This window comes from Streptomyces sp. HP-A2021 (assembly GCF_022807935.1).
GTDB lineage: Bacteria > Actinomycetota > Actinomycetes > Streptomycetales > Streptomycetaceae > Streptomyces > Streptomyces afghaniensis.
The window spans coordinates 4340392-4354971 of sequence record NZ_CP094344.1 but is presented as its reverse complement, the minus strand read 5'-3'; the positions used below and the strand labels follow the sequence as shown (position 1 = coordinate 4354971).

At 72.9% G+C, this 14580-nt stretch carries 14 protein-coding genes; 5 read left to right on the top strand and 9 right to left on the bottom strand.

Annotated elements, in window-relative coordinates; genetic code table 11:
• Nucleotides 1-7: 7 nt before the first annotated feature.
• The 6 genes from MQE23_RS19730 to MQE23_RS19705 all read right to left on the bottom strand — a co-directional run bounded on the left by MQE23_RS19730 (nucleotide 8) and on the right by MQE23_RS19705 (nucleotide 4997).
• Nucleotides 8-496 carry a DUF3180 domain-containing protein gene (locus MQE23_RS19730; protein WP_020270241.1) on the bottom strand — a complete coding sequence of 163 codons (489 nt, stop codon included), beginning with the start codon at nucleotides 494-496 and terminating at the stop codon, nucleotides 8-10.
• A 59-nt stretch (nucleotides 497-555) separates the two neighbouring features.
• Nucleotides 556-1167 (bottom strand): 2-amino-4-hydroxy-6-hydroxymethyldihydropteridine diphosphokinase, encoded by a 612-nt coding sequence (gene folK, locus MQE23_RS19725; RefSeq protein ID WP_020270240.1) that lies wholly within the window; start codon nucleotides 1165-1167, stop codon nucleotides 556-558.
• Entirely contained in the window at nucleotides 1164-1523 is a 360-nt protein-coding gene (gene folB, locus MQE23_RS19720) for a dihydroneopterin aldolase (protein ID WP_020270239.1), read from the bottom strand. The genes folK and folB overlap by 4 nt, the downstream gene beginning before the upstream one ends.
• A 236-nt stretch (nucleotides 1524-1759) precedes the next feature.
• Nucleotides 1760-2263, bottom strand: a complete 504-nt coding sequence (locus MQE23_RS19715) for a nuclear transport factor 2 family protein (RefSeq protein ID WP_020270238.1) — start codon at nucleotides 2261-2263, stop codon at nucleotides 1760-1762.
• Nucleotides 2260-3141 (bottom strand): dihydropteroate synthase, encoded by an 882-nt coding sequence (folP, locus tag MQE23_RS19710; protein ID WP_243379723.1) that lies wholly within the window; start codon nucleotides 3139-3141, stop codon nucleotides 2260-2262. Before folP ends, MQE23_RS19715 begins: the two co-directional genes overlap by 4 nt.
• Nucleotides 3142-3203: 62 nt before the next feature.
• Complete coding sequence (locus tag MQE23_RS19705) at nucleotides 3204-4997, bottom strand: phosphatidylglycerol lysyltransferase domain-containing protein (RefSeq protein WP_243379722.1); 1794 nt, start codon at nucleotides 4995-4997, stop codon at nucleotides 3204-3206.
• A 291-nt stretch (nucleotides 4998-5288) separates the two neighbouring features.
• Between MQE23_RS19705 and MQE23_RS19700 the strand changes: the two genes are divergently transcribed.
• Complete coding sequence (locus MQE23_RS19700) at nucleotides 5289-6407, top strand: alpha/beta hydrolase-fold protein (RefSeq protein ID WP_243382690.1); 1119 nt, start codon at nucleotides 5289-5291, stop codon at nucleotides 6405-6407.
• Nucleotides 6408-6540: 133 nt separating this feature from the next.
• Nucleotides 6541-7737 (top strand): hypothetical protein, encoded by a 1197-nt coding sequence (locus tag MQE23_RS19695; RefSeq protein WP_063610737.1) that lies wholly within the window; start codon nucleotides 6541-6543, stop codon nucleotides 7735-7737.
• Between the two features lie 91 nt (nucleotides 7738-7828).
• On the opposite strand, the gene MQE23_RS19690 is transcribed toward MQE23_RS19695, so the two are convergent.
• Both MQE23_RS19690 and MQE23_RS19685 read right to left on the bottom strand, forming a co-directional pair.
• The gene (locus MQE23_RS19690) at nucleotides 7829-9172 is read right to left on the bottom strand and encodes a PH domain-containing protein (protein WP_243379721.1); all 1344 of its coding nucleotides are present in this window, start codon (nucleotides 9170-9172) and stop codon (nucleotides 7829-7831) included.
• Nucleotides 9169-9624 carry a PH domain-containing protein gene (locus MQE23_RS19685; protein ID WP_020269404.1) on the bottom strand — a complete coding sequence of 152 codons (456 nt, stop codon included), beginning with the start codon at nucleotides 9622-9624 and terminating at the stop codon, nucleotides 9169-9171. Before MQE23_RS19685 ends, MQE23_RS19690 begins: the two co-directional genes overlap by 4 nt.
• A gap of 718 nt (nucleotides 9625-10342) precedes the next feature.
• Here MQE23_RS19685 and MQE23_RS19680 point away from each other — a divergent pair.
• Nucleotides 10343-11494, top strand: coding sequence for an NADH-quinone oxidoreductase subunit D (locus MQE23_RS19680; protein ID WP_082319698.1), 1152 nt, complete (start codon nucleotides 10343-10345; stop codon nucleotides 11492-11494).
• Nucleotides 11495-11510: 16 nt separating this feature from the next.
• On the opposite strand, the gene MQE23_RS19675 is transcribed toward MQE23_RS19680, so the two are convergent.
• A complete protein-coding gene (locus tag MQE23_RS19675) occupies nucleotides 11511-12524 on the bottom strand; it encodes an SAM-dependent methyltransferase (RefSeq protein WP_243379720.1) in 1014 nt (337 codons plus the stop codon).
• Between the two features lie 118 nt (nucleotides 12525-12642).
• On the opposite strand from MQE23_RS19675, the gene MQE23_RS19670 reads away from it, so the two are divergent.
• Together MQE23_RS19670 and MQE23_RS19665 are read left to right on the top strand one after the other, a co-directional pair.
• A complete protein-coding gene (locus MQE23_RS19670; RefSeq protein ID WP_020270141.1) occupies nucleotides 12643-13833 on the top strand; it encodes a sensor histidine kinase in 1191 nt (396 codons plus the stop codon).
• Between the two features lie 68 nt (nucleotides 13834-13901).
• On the top strand, nucleotides 13902-14573 hold the full coding sequence (locus tag MQE23_RS19665) for a response regulator transcription factor (protein WP_020270140.1): 672 nt from the start codon (nucleotides 13902-13904) through the stop codon (nucleotides 14571-14573).
• Nucleotides 14574-14580 lie beyond the last annotated feature (7 nt).

Here is a 14580-nt window from a genome sequence, read left to right as displayed (position 1 = left end):
CCTCACGTCACACGGTCGGGGCCGCCCCCGTGCCCTCGTGTTCGTCGTCGTCCGGGAGCTTGCAGACGCGCTCCAGGAAGATGGCCGCCGCTATGACGCCGATGCCCGCGAGGACGGAGAAGCCGGCGTAGATGGCCTGGTCGCGGCGGGCGGGGATGTCGAGGGACTCCAGCAGGAAGACGCCGGTGCCGCCGTACATGCCGGAGACCAGGGCGGCGACCAGGGCGCTGGCCTGGCCGAAGACGACCGCGCGGGCCGCCATCATGGGGTCGACGCCCTTGGCGTCGGGCTGACGCTCGCGCTGGGCCCTCAGCCGGGCGCGCAGCGAGAGCGCCGTGGCCAGCAGGACCACGGCGATCAGGGCCAGGACGATGGGGGCGGCCAGGGGGACGCTGGGGAGCGTGCCGATCGAGTTCCACAGGCGGGCGCCCGCCCAGGACAGCACCCCTGCCACGACGAAGACGCCGGCCAGCACCCTGATGCGCAGCTCTTTCACAGTGTCCCTTCGGTTCCCCCGGCTCCGGCCCGGTTGTGCAGCCGTCTCGACCTTAACGGCTACTCGGGCAGCCGGAGTTCCAGGTCCGTGCGCGGCGCCACGCCCTCGCGGGTGACGGAGTCCAGCAGACCGGCGACGGGGCCGCGGCCGGGCAGCTGCGCCTCGGGGTCCAGGTCGTGCCAGGGGGCCAGGACGAAGGCGCGCTCGTGGGCGCGGGGGTGGGGGAGGGTGAGCTGCGGGTCGTCGGAGACGACGTCGGCGTAGGAGACGATGTCGACGTCCAGGGTGCGCGGGCCCCAGTGCTCGTCCCGGACGCGGTGGAAGGCCTCCTCGACCGCGTGCGCGCGCTCCAGCAGCGAGGACGGCGGCAGGGTGGTCTTCAGCACGACGACCGCGTTGAAGTAGGCGGGCTGGCTGCCGGGCTCCACGCCCCAGGGCTCGGTCTCGTACACGGGGGAGACGGCCTTGATGCGGACGCCGGGGGTGTCCTCCAGGGCGTCGATGGCTCCCTGGAGGGTCTCCAGGCGGTTCCCGAGGTTGGAGCCGAGGGCGACCACGGCCCGTTTCGGATTGCTGAGCGTGGTGTCGGCGGCGTCGACCTTCTCGACGACGGAGGCGGGTACCGGCTGTACGGTCGGGTCGCTGGGGCCCTTGAGGAAGGGTGCAGTCATACTCGGCTCCGGGTGATGGTGACGGTCACGTCGTCGAAGGGGACGGTGATCGGGGCGTCCGGCTTGTGGACGCAGACCTCGACCTCCTGAACCCCCTCGTGCTTCAGACATACCTGGGCGATGCGCTCGGCGAGCGTCTCGATGAGGTTGACGGGCTCGCCCTGGACGACGGCCACGACCTCCTCGGCCACGATGCCGTAGTGCACGGTCTTCGCCAGGTCGTCGTCGGCCGCGGCCGGCCGGGTGTCCAGGCCGAGGACGAGGTCCACGACGAAGGTCTGGCCCTCCTCGCGTTCCCTCGGGAACACCCCGTGGTGCCCGCGGGCCTTCAGGCCGCGCAGCGCGACACGATCCACGCGAATCACTCCTGCAATCGTCGGTGCCGGCCGGTCCGTGCCGTGTGCGGGCGGCCACCGGCCTCAGTCGAATCTACCTGCGAGCCTGGGCGGGGCCGGGCCTCGGGGGCGTGGGCCCGGGCCGGACCCGGCAGGATTCACCCGGCGTTTCCCCTGGAGAACCCGGCGGCTCACGGGCTGGTAGCCGCCCATACCCGTGCATCCGTGATTCCAACCACTTCCTGGCGCGTACCCACTCACTCGGGGGTGTCGTCCTGTTCGTCCTCGTCGTTTTCGGCCAGAACGGGGGATGCGTGGTGCGACCAGAGTTTCCACCCCGCGGGCGTGCGCCGGAACACGTTCGTGGCGACCACGAGCTGGCCGACGAGCGGACCGAGCTCCTCGTCGCCCTTGGGGGCGGGGCCGCCGCTGAGGATGTTCTCCGTGCAGGTCACCAGGGCGGTGTCGCCGGTGACGGAGACGTGCACGTCGGTCAGGAAGAACTGGATGTAGTCGGTGTTCGCCATGATCAGCGCGTACGACCGGAGGACCTCGCCGCGCCCGGTGAGTACGGGCCAGCCGGGGTGCACGCAGGAGACCACGCCGCTGTCGGCCGGGTCGTGGTAGGTCTCGTCGACGCCCAGGTCGGCAGGGGTCAGCCAGAGCGACGCCAGTTCCTCGAAGTCGCCCCGTTCCAGTGCCTCGTAGAAGGCGGTGTTGGCGGCCTCGACCTGTTCGACGTCGGTGTGCGGGGCGCTCACCGGGTTCCTTCTGCGCCGGTGCGGGCCGCTGCGATGGCGCGGGCGACGCGTACGGCGTCCGCCGTGGCGAGCACCTCGTGCACGCGCACCGCCCACGCGCCGGCGTGCGCCGCGAGCGCGGAGACGGCCGCGGTGGCGGCGTCACGTTCGCGTGCGGGCGGTGGCGGGCCGTCCGGGCCGGCCAGGACCCGGCCGAGGAAGCGTTTGCGGGAGGCGGCGACGAGCAGCGGGTGGCCGAGGGCGAGGACCCGGTCGAGGCCGGCGAGGAGCGCGAGGTCGTGCTCGGCGTCCTTGGAGAAGCCGAGGCCCGGGTCGACGACGATGCGGTCGGGGGCGACGCCGCCCGCCAGGACGGCCTCCACGCGCGCGTGGAGCTCGTCGACGACCTCGGTGACGACGTCGGCGTACTCGCCGCGGACGTTGCCGCCCTGGAGGAAGCCGCGCCAGTGCATGACGACGAAGGGGGCGCCGGCGTCGGCGACGGCCGGGATCATGCGGGGGTCGGCGAGGCCGCCGCTGACGTCGTTGACGAGGGCGGCGCCGGCCGCGAGGGCCCGTTCGGCGACGGAGGCGCGCATGGTGTCGACCGAGACGGTGACGCCCTCGGAGGCCAGGCCGCGCACGACGGGGACGACGCGGCGGAGTTCCTCGGCCTCGTCCACCCGGGTGGCGCCGGGGCGGGTCGACTCGCCGCCGACGTCGACCAGGTCCGCCCCCTCGGTGACCAGGTCGAGGCCGTGCTTGACGGCGGCCGTGGTGTCGAAGAAGCGGCCGCCGTCGGAGAAGGAATCGGGGGTGACGTTCACGACTCCCATGACCGCGCAGCGGTCCCATTCCGGTAGGCCCGCCACGCGCCCGCGTCCGCTCTGGTTGCTCATATGTTCAGCGTAGGCCCAGGGGACGGCCGCCAGGCGCTGCGGCCCGGGTCGGTCCCGACAGGTCACGCCGCTCTGACGCTCCGTTCCGTCGTCGTGCCGTGGGCGCAGGGGCGGCGGCCGGCCGGGCGACGGCGGCGCAGGAAACGCGGCAGCGGCAGCGCCAGGTTGACGAAGCCCTCGGCCTGCATGGCGGCGAAGCCGATGCGGGGCAGGTCGGCGGAGGCCCGGTAGACGACGAAGCGGGGCTCCCAGCGCGGCTGGAACTTGGCGTTGAACTTGTACAGCGACTCGATCTGGAACCAGCGGGAGAGGAAGACGAGCAGTCCGCGCCAGGCGCGCAGCACCGGGCCGGCGCCGATCTTCTCGCCGCGGGCCAGCGCCGAGCGGAACATCGCGAAGTTGAGGGAGACGCGCGCGATGCCGAACTTCGGGGCGGCCTGGAGGGCGGCGACGATGAGCAGTTCGTTCATGCCGGGGTCGGCCGAGCGGTCGCGGCGCATGAGGTCGAGGGAGGCGCCGTCGGTGCCCCAGGGCACGAAGTGCAGGATCGCCTTCAGGTCGCCGTAGGGGCCGGGGTGGTCGTCCTGCTTGTGGGCGGTGGCGATGAGGCAGTCGCCGTCGGCGGGGTCGCCGACGCGGCCCAGGGCCATGGAGAAGCCGCGCTCGGTGTCGGTGCCGCGCCAGTCGTCGGCGGCGCGCCGGATGCGCTCCAGCTCGGCGTCGCCGAGGTCACGGACACGTCGTACCCGGGTTTCGTAACCGGCGCGCTCGATGCGTTTGACCATCTGGCGCACGTTGCGCATCGCGCGGCCGGCGAGGGAGAAATCCGCGACGTCCACCACCGCCTCGTCGCCCAGTTCGAGGGCGTCGAGCCCGGTCTCGCGGGTCCACACCTCGCCGCCGGTCTCGGAGCAGCCCATGACGGCCGGTGTCCAGGAGTGGGCCCTGGCCTCGTCCATGAACCGTTCGATGGCGCCGGGCCAGGCCTCGACGTCGCCGATCGGGTCGCCGCTGGCGAGCATCACACCGGAGACCACGCGGTACGTCACGGCCGCCTTGCCGCTGGGGGAGAAGACGACGGCCTTGTCGCGGCGGAGCGCGAAGTGGCCGAGGGAGTCGCGGCCGCCATGCCGCTCCAGCAGGGCGCGCAGCTTCGCCTCGTCCTCCTCGGTGAGGTGTGCGGCCGGGTGTTCGGGGCGGAAGGCCAGGTAGATGGTGGTGACGGCGGTGAGCAGGCCGAGGGCGCCGAGCGAGAAGGCGACGGTCCAGGAGGTGTTGCCCTGGTAGTCGACCGGGCCCTCGAAGCCGAACAGGCCGTAGATGACGTGGGTGATGCGGTCGGCCAGGCTCGGGTCGCCGACCATGCGCTCGGTGTGGACGCTGACGATGAGCAGGCCGAGCAGCAGCGAACCGGCGCTCATCAGCACGAAGTTGGCCAGCGCCCGCCAGCGGCTGCGCGGGTCGGGCAGGGCGTCGAACTGGTCGCGGTGGCGCAGCAGGGGTGCCAGCAGGGCCAGGGAGATCAGCACGCCCACGATCGAGTGCCGGTAGGTGAACTGCGCGACGGCACCGGCCGGCAGCAGGGCCACGGCCGCCCGCCAGGCCCGGCGCTTGCCCCGCTTGAGACCGTGGGCGAGGAGCAGCAACAGCACGCCGGTGCTGAGGGAAAGGGCGGCCGCGAACGGGCCGAGCGCGCCGGGCAGCACCTCGGCGATGGCGTGCATGCGGCTGTGCCGGAAGCGCGGGAAGACGCCCGCGGCGATGTCCAAGGCGCCCACCAGGGCGCAGGCTCTGCCGACGAGGAGGGGGACGGCCTCGGGGCGTGGTCCGCGCAGCAGGTGGCGCACGCGGTTCATCCGGCCGGTTCCCGCCGTGGCGTTGCCACGACTCGGAACCTCACCCGACATTTCCTCATCTGTCCTGACAGACATCGCATCCCGTAGTTCTGCGAGAGACCTTGGATCCGGTGCCGATTCGGGCATCCGGCGACATTGCGCCCTCTAGGACGGTGTCTAGGGGGAAGAGGTTCACTCCCGTCGTCAAAGCCGTTTCAAAGGCAAAGGAAAGTCCGGGACAAGCCCGTGCGAAGGTGTGAGCGCGCAGGGCTGCCCCGGACGGGAAGCGCGGACAGGTAACCACCGATGGGTCTGGGTCTCACGAGCAACAAGGTGCTGGTGCTGGCGGTACTGTCCGCCGTGCTGCTGTTCGCCGGCACGGTCTGGCTGTGGCCACGCCTGGCCCGGCGGAGCCTGCGGGCCGTGGGCGGGCGGGTCGGCCTGCTGCTCGCCACACAGGTGGCGCTGTTCGCCGCGGTGGGGCTCGCCGCCAACCAGTCCTTCGGTTTCTACGCGAGCTGGGCGGACCTGTTCGGGCAGGAGAAGGGCCAGGGCGTGGTCGTCGACCACACGCCGGGCGGCGGCCCGTTGGAGGTGGTCGGCTCGCGCCGGGTGCCGGGGGCGGCCGGGGTGAGCGCCCGGGCGGGCGGCCGGATCCAGCAGATCGACATCGTGGGCCGTACGACGCACATCGCCACGCCCGCGTACGTCTATCTGCCGCCGGAGTACTTCCAGCCGCGGTACCGCACCCGTACGTTCCCCGCGGCCGTCGTGCTGACCGGTTACCCGGGCACGGCGTCGGCGCTGGTGGAGAAGCTCCACTACCCGCGCACGGCACTGGAACTGGCCCGGGCGGGCCGGATGCGGCCGATGATCCTCGTGATGCTGCGGCCCACGGTGGCGCCGCCCCGGGACACGGAGTGCGTGGACGTCCCGGGCGGTCCGCAGACCGAGTCGTTCTTCGCCAGGGATCTGCCCGACGCGTTGCGCACGCACTACCGGGTGGCCGAAAAGCCGGGCGGGCTGGGCATCATCGGCAACTCGACGGGCGGCTACTGCGCCTTGAAGATCGCCATGCACCATCCCGGTGTGTATGGCGCCGGGGCGGGCTTGTCCGCGTACTACAAGGCGCCGATCGACGCCACCACGGGCGATCTCTTCCAGGGCGACAAGGGGCTCCGGAATCGCGCCGACCTGTGGTGGTACCTCAAGCACAGGCCCGCTCCCGACACTTCACTTCTCGTCACCAGCAGCAGATCCGGCGAGTCCAACTACAAGGACACGATGCGGTTCATAGAGCGGGTGGAGGCCACCGGGCGGACGCGGATCTCGTCGATCATCCTGGAAAGCGGCGGGCACAACTTCAACACCTGGCGGCGCGAGATTCCGGCGACGCTGGAGTGGATGGGCGGGCGGCTGAACGGCCGTTGAAAATGATCTTGGGAATTGGGTGAAGGTCCGATTCCGCTCCTTCCCGAGTTCCGGTGCCGTGTGAACGCTTCTGTGGCTTTGTTTTTGCGGGGTGGGTCACCAAGATTCGCCTACGCGCGGTAAGTTTCTGGCCATGCCACGTGGACGTCACCGCCATTCCCCGCCCTTGCACAGGCTGCTGCCCCCGTCGGCGATCGCAGGCGTCTCCCTCGTCTGCGCCCTGGGGCCCTGGGTGTTCACGGAGCCGACGGTGCTCCGCGGTCTGGCCGCGGCCGCCGCGGCGACGGCGGTCGTCGGCGCGGTCGTGCTCCGCCGCTGGGACATCCAGGCGGGCAAACGCGTCGCCGACCTCACGCGCGCGCGGGCGAGCGACGAATGGCGCTTCGAGGAGCGGGTCGCCGAACTGGAGGCCGACCTCGAGGAGTCCCGCGAGCTGCGCGCCAAGCTGGAGCAGCGGCTGCGCGCCAAGCGCACCGAACTGGCCGGGCTGCGCAACGAGCACGCCTCTCTGCTGCGCCGGTACGCCACCGCCGAGACCGAGCGCGCGAGCGTCCTGGAGGAACGCCGGGTGCTCGAGATCGAGGCGACGGCTCCGGTGCGGGCCGCGCTGCCCGCGGGGGCGGACCGGACGGCGGACGCTCCGGGAGAGGCGGACGAGGCGACTGCCGCCACCGGGGCCGAGGGCCTTGCCGTCGAGGAGCGGACGGCGATTCCCGCGGTGTTCTCGCCGGAGGGCTCCCGGCTGTTCCTGCGTGCCGCGGCGGCGCTCGCCCGGCTCGACAGCGACTCGGCCCCGGACCCGGACGGGGGCGGCGACGGCGACGGCGTACCGAAGGGCGACGACGCGGAGCCCGCGGGGGACGACCGCAAGGACGACCAGCGGGAGCAGTCGAAGGACGACAGGGAGAGCGAGGCGCAGGGGCAGTCCGAGGCGGTCGCCGGGCACGAGCACGCGACCGCCGGCACCTCCACCGCGGCCGGAGCCGAGGCCGAGCGGCTCGTGCAGCCTGCCTCTTCAGGTCACTACACGGTGCCGACCGCTGTGGCCGTGGCACCGCAGACGCCGGTGCGGCGCCCCGTGTCCGAAGGCGGGTTCGACTTCTTCGGTACCAAGCAGGAGACGTCACGGGCCGCCCTGGAGGCCGTGCAGAACGAGGACCTGGCCGATGTCGTCGGTCAGGAGGCTCTCGCGCTGCACAAGGCCGAGGCAGAGGCCGGGTACAAGCCTGCCGACGAGGAGTCGCGCGGGATCGGCCAGGTCATCGACCTGACGGCGCACGACGAGACGGAGCAGATCGACGTGCAGGGGCTGCGGAGCGCGGTTTCCTGACGCCCACGCTGCCGAAAGGCCCCCCGGCTGCGGTCGGGGGGCCTTCGCCTTCAAGTGGGTCATGCAAGTGGGTCATGCCATTTTCAGTGGGTCATGCCATCCAGCGGTCCGGCCGCGCGTCCCTGCGTCCCGTGCGTGACCGTTCCGCCTGTGCCGCCAGCAGCTCGCGTGCCTCGGTCGCGTCCCGCAGCCGTGCCCTCACCGTCTTGTTCGCGCCCGTGTCCACACACACGTCGGCCACGCCCCGGGCCCGCTCCCACGGCCCCTGCGTCATCCGTACGCTCTGCACCTTCGCGTGCGGCACCAGCGCGAGGCTCCGCCGCAGCAGCCCGGAGCGCGCCGCGAACACCGCGTCCGTGACGGCGAGCCCGTACCCGCGCCACCACACCGGCACGCACCACCGGGCGCGGCGCGGCGACGGCGACAGGGCCGCCTGCTCCGGCACGGTCACCCCGGGCAGCACGCGCGCGACGACGACCTCAGCGATCTCGCGCGGAGCGACCGGCACCAGTACGGAGTTGGAGGAGCCCGCCACGTCCAGCTCCACGCGCACCCAGCCGCGCCGCCGCCACAGCAGGGGCTCCACGATCCGCACGGTCTGCACCCGCCCCGGCGGCACCGTCTCATGGGCCCGGTCCAGCAGGCCGTGGTCGATGCGCAGCCCGTCGGGCGACTCGGCCACCGTCCAGTCGTACTCGCCGACGAACCGCCCCACGCTGCTCGCGCCCGCCGCGCCCAGCAACGGCAGGGCGACGGCCAGGACCGTCCACACGCTCTCCGTGGCCAGCCACAGCACCGGCGGCACGACGAGCGCCGCGGCCAGCGACCCCCAGGTCGCCCCGCTCAGCAGCAGCGACACGGCGAGGACGCCCGGCGGCACCCGCAGCATCTGCCGCGACGGCGCCTCCCCGACCTCGTGCGCGGTCTCGGGCGCGAATCCCGCCGCCCGGGCGAGCAGTTCGGCCCGCAGGGCACCCGCCTCGTCCGCGCCCAGGAAGGCCAGCTCGTCCTTCTTGTCGGTGCCTATGACGTCGAGTCGGAGCTTGGCGACGCCCGCGACCCGCGCGAGCAGCGGCTGGGTGACGTCGATGGCCTGGATCCGCTCCAGCCTGATGTGCGCGGTGCGGCGGAAGACGAGGCCGGTGCGGATGCGCAGTTCGGTCTCCGTCACCGCGAAGTGCGTGAACCACCACGAGCAGAAGCCGTACAGGGCGGCGGCCGGGAGGATCACGGCGAGGCCGATCAGCAGCGTGGTCGTGTCCAGCCGCGTCAGATGGCGCTGCGCCCCGTCGGGGTCGTGCACCGCCCAGCCGATCACCACGGCGACCGGCGCCCAGGCCCGCCTCAGCGGTGTGACGGGGTGCAGCCGCCGCTCGGCGATGCCGTTCCCGGCCGCGGCGGGCTCAGCGGCCTCGGCGGCGTCGGGCGCTGTCACAGCCCCGCCGATCGGGCCTCGCCCAGCGAGGTGAGCCGGTCGCGCAGCCGTTCGGCCTCGGCCGGGTCCAGGCCGGGGATGGTCGCGTCGGTCGCCGCGGCGGCCGTGTGCAGCTGCACGCTGGCCAGCCCGAAGTGCCGTTCCACGGGCCCGGAGGTGACCTCGACCAGCTGCATCCGCCCGTACGGCACGACCGTCTCCTCGCGCCACAGCACACCGCGGCTGATCAGCAGGTCGTCGGCGCGCTCGGCGTATCGCCAGGAGCGCCAGTTGCGGCCGGTCATCACCCAGCCCCAGGCCATCAGCGCGAGCGGCGGCAGCGCGAAGGCGGCCCAGGCGGGCCCGGCCAGCAGGCCCGGCACCAGCCCGGCGGCCAGGCTGATCAGCCCCAGCCACACCACCAGCAGCAACCGCCGCATCTTCAGCAGCCCGGGCGGCAGCGCGATCCACACCGGCTCGGCGTCGACGGCCTCCGCGGCGTCCTGCGTCTTGGCTGCGCCCGGTTTGTTGGCGGAGCCTGGTGTGCCGGCAGAGCCTGGTGTGCCGGCGGCGCGCGGTGTGTCGGCGGCGCCTGGAGCGTTGCCGGCGCCCTGTGTGTCCGCTGCGCCTGGGGTTTTGGCCGCGCCTGGTGTCTTGGTGGCGCTCTGCGTGTCCGCCGCGCCCTGCGTGGCCTCCGCGCCCTCTGCCGCCAGCGCGCTCTGCGTCTCTGCTGCGCCCGGTGTTCTGTCCGCGCCCGCTGCTTCGGCGGCGCCCTGCGTTCCGGCCGCGCCCTGCGTCTTCGCCGCGCCCTCTGCCCCCGCCGCGCCCCCTGCCCTCACCGCGCTCTGCGTCTCTGCGGCGCCTGGAGTTTTGGCCGCGCCTGGTGTCTTGGTGGTGCTCTGCGTGTCCGCCGCGCCCGGTGTCATGGTGGCGCCCGCTGCCCCCGCTGCGCTCTGCGTCTCCACTGCGCCCCCTGCCCCCGCCGCGCTCTGCGTCTCCGCCGCGCTCTGCGTCTCCGCCGCGCCCTGCGTGCCCGCTGCGCCGGGTGTCTCGGCGCCGTCCTGCGTTCCCGCCGCGCCCTCTGTCCCCGCCGCGCCCTGCGTCTCCGCCGCGCCCTCTGTCCCCGCCGGCCCCGTGTCCTGCGGGCTCCCCGTCTCCATGAGGCCAGCGTACGTAGGAGAGACTGTGTCCATGACTCCTACGACGGAGACCATGGTCGGAATCGGCGGCGCCGCGGAGAGCACCGACATGGTGCTCAACATCGGGCCGCAGCACCCGTCCACGCACGGCGTGCTGCGGCTGAAGCTCGTCCTGGACGGCGAGCGCATCACGCACGCGGAGCCCGTGATCGGCTATATGCACCGCGGCGCGGAGAAGCTGTTCGAGGCGCGCGACTACCGCCAGATCATCATGCTCGCCAACCGCCACGACTGGCTGTCGGCGTTCTCCAACGAGCTGGGCGTGGTCCTCGCCGTGGAGCGGATGCTCGGCATGGAGGTCCCCGAGCGCGCGGTGTGGCTGCGCACGCTGCTCGCCGAGCTGAACCGGGTGCTCAACCACCTGATGTTCCTCGGCTCGTACCCGCTGGAGCTCGGCGGGATCACCCCGATCTTCTACGCCTTCCGGGAGCGCGAGGAGCTCCAGCACGTCATGGAGGAGGTCTCCGGCGGGCGGATGCACTACATGTTCAACCGCGTGGGCGGTCTCAAGGAGGACCTGCCCGCCGGGTGGACCACGCGCGCGCGGACCGCCGTCGCCGACGTGCGGTCCCGGATGGACCGGTTCGACGACCTGGTGCTCGGCAACGAGATCTTCCGGGGCCGCACCCGGGGCGTGGGCCGGCTCACGCCTCAGGCCGTGCACGCGTACGGGGTGAGCGGGCCGCTCGGGCGCGCCTCGGGCGTCGACTTCGACCTGCGCCGGGACGAGCCGTACCTCGCCTACGGCGACCTCCAGGACACCCTGAAGGTGGTGACCCGGCAGGAGGGCGACTGCCTCGCACGCTTCGAGTGCCTCCTGGAGCAGACGCACAACGCGCTCGACCTGGCCGACGCCTGCCTCGACCGGCTCGCCGAACTGCCGCCCGGGCCCGTCAACCAGCGGCTCCCGAAGGTCCTGAAGGCACCCGAGGGCCACACCTACGCCTGGACCGAGAACCCGCTCGGCATCAACGGCTACTACCTGGTCAGCAAGGGCGAGAAGACGCCGTACCGGCTGAAGCTGCGCTCGGCCTCGTACAACAACATCCAGGCGCTGACGGAGCTGCTGCCGGGGACGCTGGTGGCGGACATGGTGGCGATCCTGGGTTCGATGTTCTTCGTCGTGGGCGACATCGACAAGTAGCGTCCCGGGCCCTGCCCTACAGCGGGTCCCCGATCCCGACCGGCTGCAGCAGCCACCCGAAGTCGCCCAGGCCGCCCGACGCCGTGAGCTCGGCGGCCTCCCCGGCGCTCGCGAGGGCGCGTACGTAGGCGGCGGGGTCGGTGGACGCCAGCGTGAGCGGGGGGCGTGCGCCGGTCACGCCGAGGGCCCGCAGTGCCTCGCGCTGCGGGAGCACGCGCCCACCGGGCAGCGCGCACGCGTCGAGCGCCACATGGGCCGTGATGTCGCACGAGCCGTCCGGGACGGCCGCCGTCTCGCGGCCCTCCCGGAAGCCGGTGAGCGTCCCGAACGGCGGCCGCGTCTTCGCCGTGTGCGCGTAGTCCACGGCGACGGCGAGTCCCCGGTCGAGCGTGGCGACCGCAGAGGCCCAGGCCTCGTCCCTGGGCAGGCCGATCTCGGCCCGCAGCCCCGCCTCGCCGGACAGTGGCCACCAGCGTGCCAGCCACCGCGCCTGCGGCCCGTCGACCGGCTCCCCGAGCCGTTCGGTCCCGTCCGGCCGGACCAGCACCAGCCGCGCCACGCCCGAGGAGTCCACCTCCGCGACCTCCACCGGTACGTTGTCCAGCCACTCGTTGGCGAACAGCAGCCCGTTCGTGCCCTGCGGCGGTTCGGCCAGCCACTCGATCCGGTGATCGAGCCCCTCGGGCCGCTCGGCGACTTCGACGGCGTACGCGCGCGTGCGGACCGCCACCTCGGCCGGGAGCACGGCGAGCACCCCGGCGGCCAGCTCGCCCCGCCCGGCCGCCATGTCGACGAAGTCCAGCGTCGCGGGCCGCCCCAGCGCCTCGTCGACCCGGCACAGCAGCCCCGCCACGGCCCCGGCGAACAGCGGTGACGCGTGCACGGACGTGCGGAAGTGCCCGGCCGGCCCCTCGGCCCGGCGGTAGAAGCCGCCCGGCCCGTACAGGGCCTCCCGAGCCGCCGCACGCCACCCGCGCCACTCCGGTGCCTCGTGCTCCTCCGGTCCCTCGCCCCTCGTCACTTCCGTCACGGGGCCAGGCTATGCGGACACAACGAACGCAACTCCACCTTGCGGAGTACGCGCGCCCGGTGCGGATCGGCCCTCCGGTTGACCCCTGCACCTATCCCGCTTCCCTACGCTGGGTTACGTGCAGCGCCTCTATGACTTCCTCCGCAGGCACCCGATGTGGGTCGACGGCTCGTGGGCCGTGGTCCTCCTCGGGATTTCCGTGGTCGGCGGAGCGTCGGGCGGATTCGGCTCCCCGGCCGTCGCCGTTCCGCTCTCGCTGCTGTTGTGCCTGGTGGTCGCGCTGCGCCGCCGCATGCCGGAGAAGATGCTGCTGCTCGCGACCGCAGTCGGTCTGGCCCAGCTGATCACCGATGTCGAGATGGGCCCCCACGACTTCGCCATGCTGGTGATCGTCTACACGGTGGCGGCGGAGGGAGCGCGCTGGGCGTCCCGCTTCGCGCTGGTCGCCGGCCTGTGCGCGGCCCCCGTGGCCCACCTGCGCTGGCCGAGCGACCAGACGAGCGTCGCGGCCGGCATCGCCGCGACGGTCTTCATGACCGTGCCCTTCGCCCTCGCCTGGGTGCTCGGCGACTCCATCCGTACCCGCCGTGCCTACTTCGCGCAGCTGGAGGAGCGGGCCGCCCGCCTGGAGAGGGAGCGCGAGGCACAGTCCAAGGTCGCGGTCGCCGCGGAACGCGCCCGCATCGCCCGCGAGTTGCACGACGTCGTCGCGCACAACGTCTCGGTGATGGTGGTGCAGGCCGACGGCGCCGCCTACGTCCTCGACGCCGCCCCCGACCAGGCGAAGAAGGCCCTGGAGACCATCTCCTCCACCGGCCGCCAGGCCCTCGCCGAGATGCGCCGCCTGCTCGGCGTGCTGCGTACCGGGGAGCACGAGGAGGGCGGCGAATACGTGCCGCAGCCCGACGTCCAGCAGATCGAGGACCTCGTCGAACAGTGCCGTGGGCACGGACTGCCCGTCGACTTCAAGGTCGAGGGCACCCCCCGCCCACTGCCCAGCGGCGTCGAGCTCACCGCCTACCGCATCGTGCAGGAAGCGCTCACGAACACCCGTAAGCACGGTGGGCCCAACGCGGGCGCGAGCGTGCGCCTGGTGTACTTCGACGACGGCCTAGGCCTGCTCGTCGAGGACGACGGCAAGGGCGCCCCGCACGAGCTGTACGAGGAGGGCGGGTTCGACGGCCAGGGCCACGGCCTGATCGGCATGCGGGAACGGGTCGGCATGGTCGGCGGGACCCTGGACGCCGGCCCGCGCCCGGGCGGAGGATTCCGCATCAGTGCCCTGCTGCCGCTCAAACCCGCCGGCTGACCCGGGCACACGCCCCTCGCTGACACCTGTAACGCTCCTACCTGCAACAGAGACTGGAAGAGGCCCCGATGACGATCCGCGTGATGCTCGTCGACGACCAGGTGCTGCTGCGCACCGGGTTCCGGATGGTGCTCGCCGCCCAGCCGGACATGGAGGTCGTGGCGGAGGCGGGCGACGGTGTCGAGGCCCTTCAGGTGCTGCGCTCGACGGAGGTCGACGTGGTGCTGATGGACGTCCGCATGCCGAAGCTCGACGGGGTGGAGGCGACCCGCCGGATCTGCTCGGACACCGACCCGCCGAAGGTGCTCATCCTGACCACCTTCGACCTCGACGAGTACGCCTTCTCCGGGCTGAAGGCGGGCGCCTCCGGCTTCATGCTCAAGGACGTGCCGCCCGGGGAGCTCCTCGCCGCGATCCGCTCCGTGCACAGCGGGGACGCGGTCGTCGCGCCCTCCACCACCCGGCGGCTCCTGGACCGCTTCGCGCCGATGCTGCCGGGCACCGCGAAGCAGCCCCAGCACCAGGAGCTGGAGCGGCTCACCGGGCGCGAGCGCGAGGTCATGGTGCTGGTCGCGCAGGGCCTGTCCAACGGCGAGATCGCGGCCCGGCTCGTGCTGTCCGAGGCGACCGTGAAGACGCACGTGGGCCGCATCCTGACCAAACTGGGGCTCAGGGACCGGGTGCAGGTCGTGGTGCTGGCCTACGAGACGGGGCTGGTGCGGGCCGGCGGGCACGGCTGACCCGGAC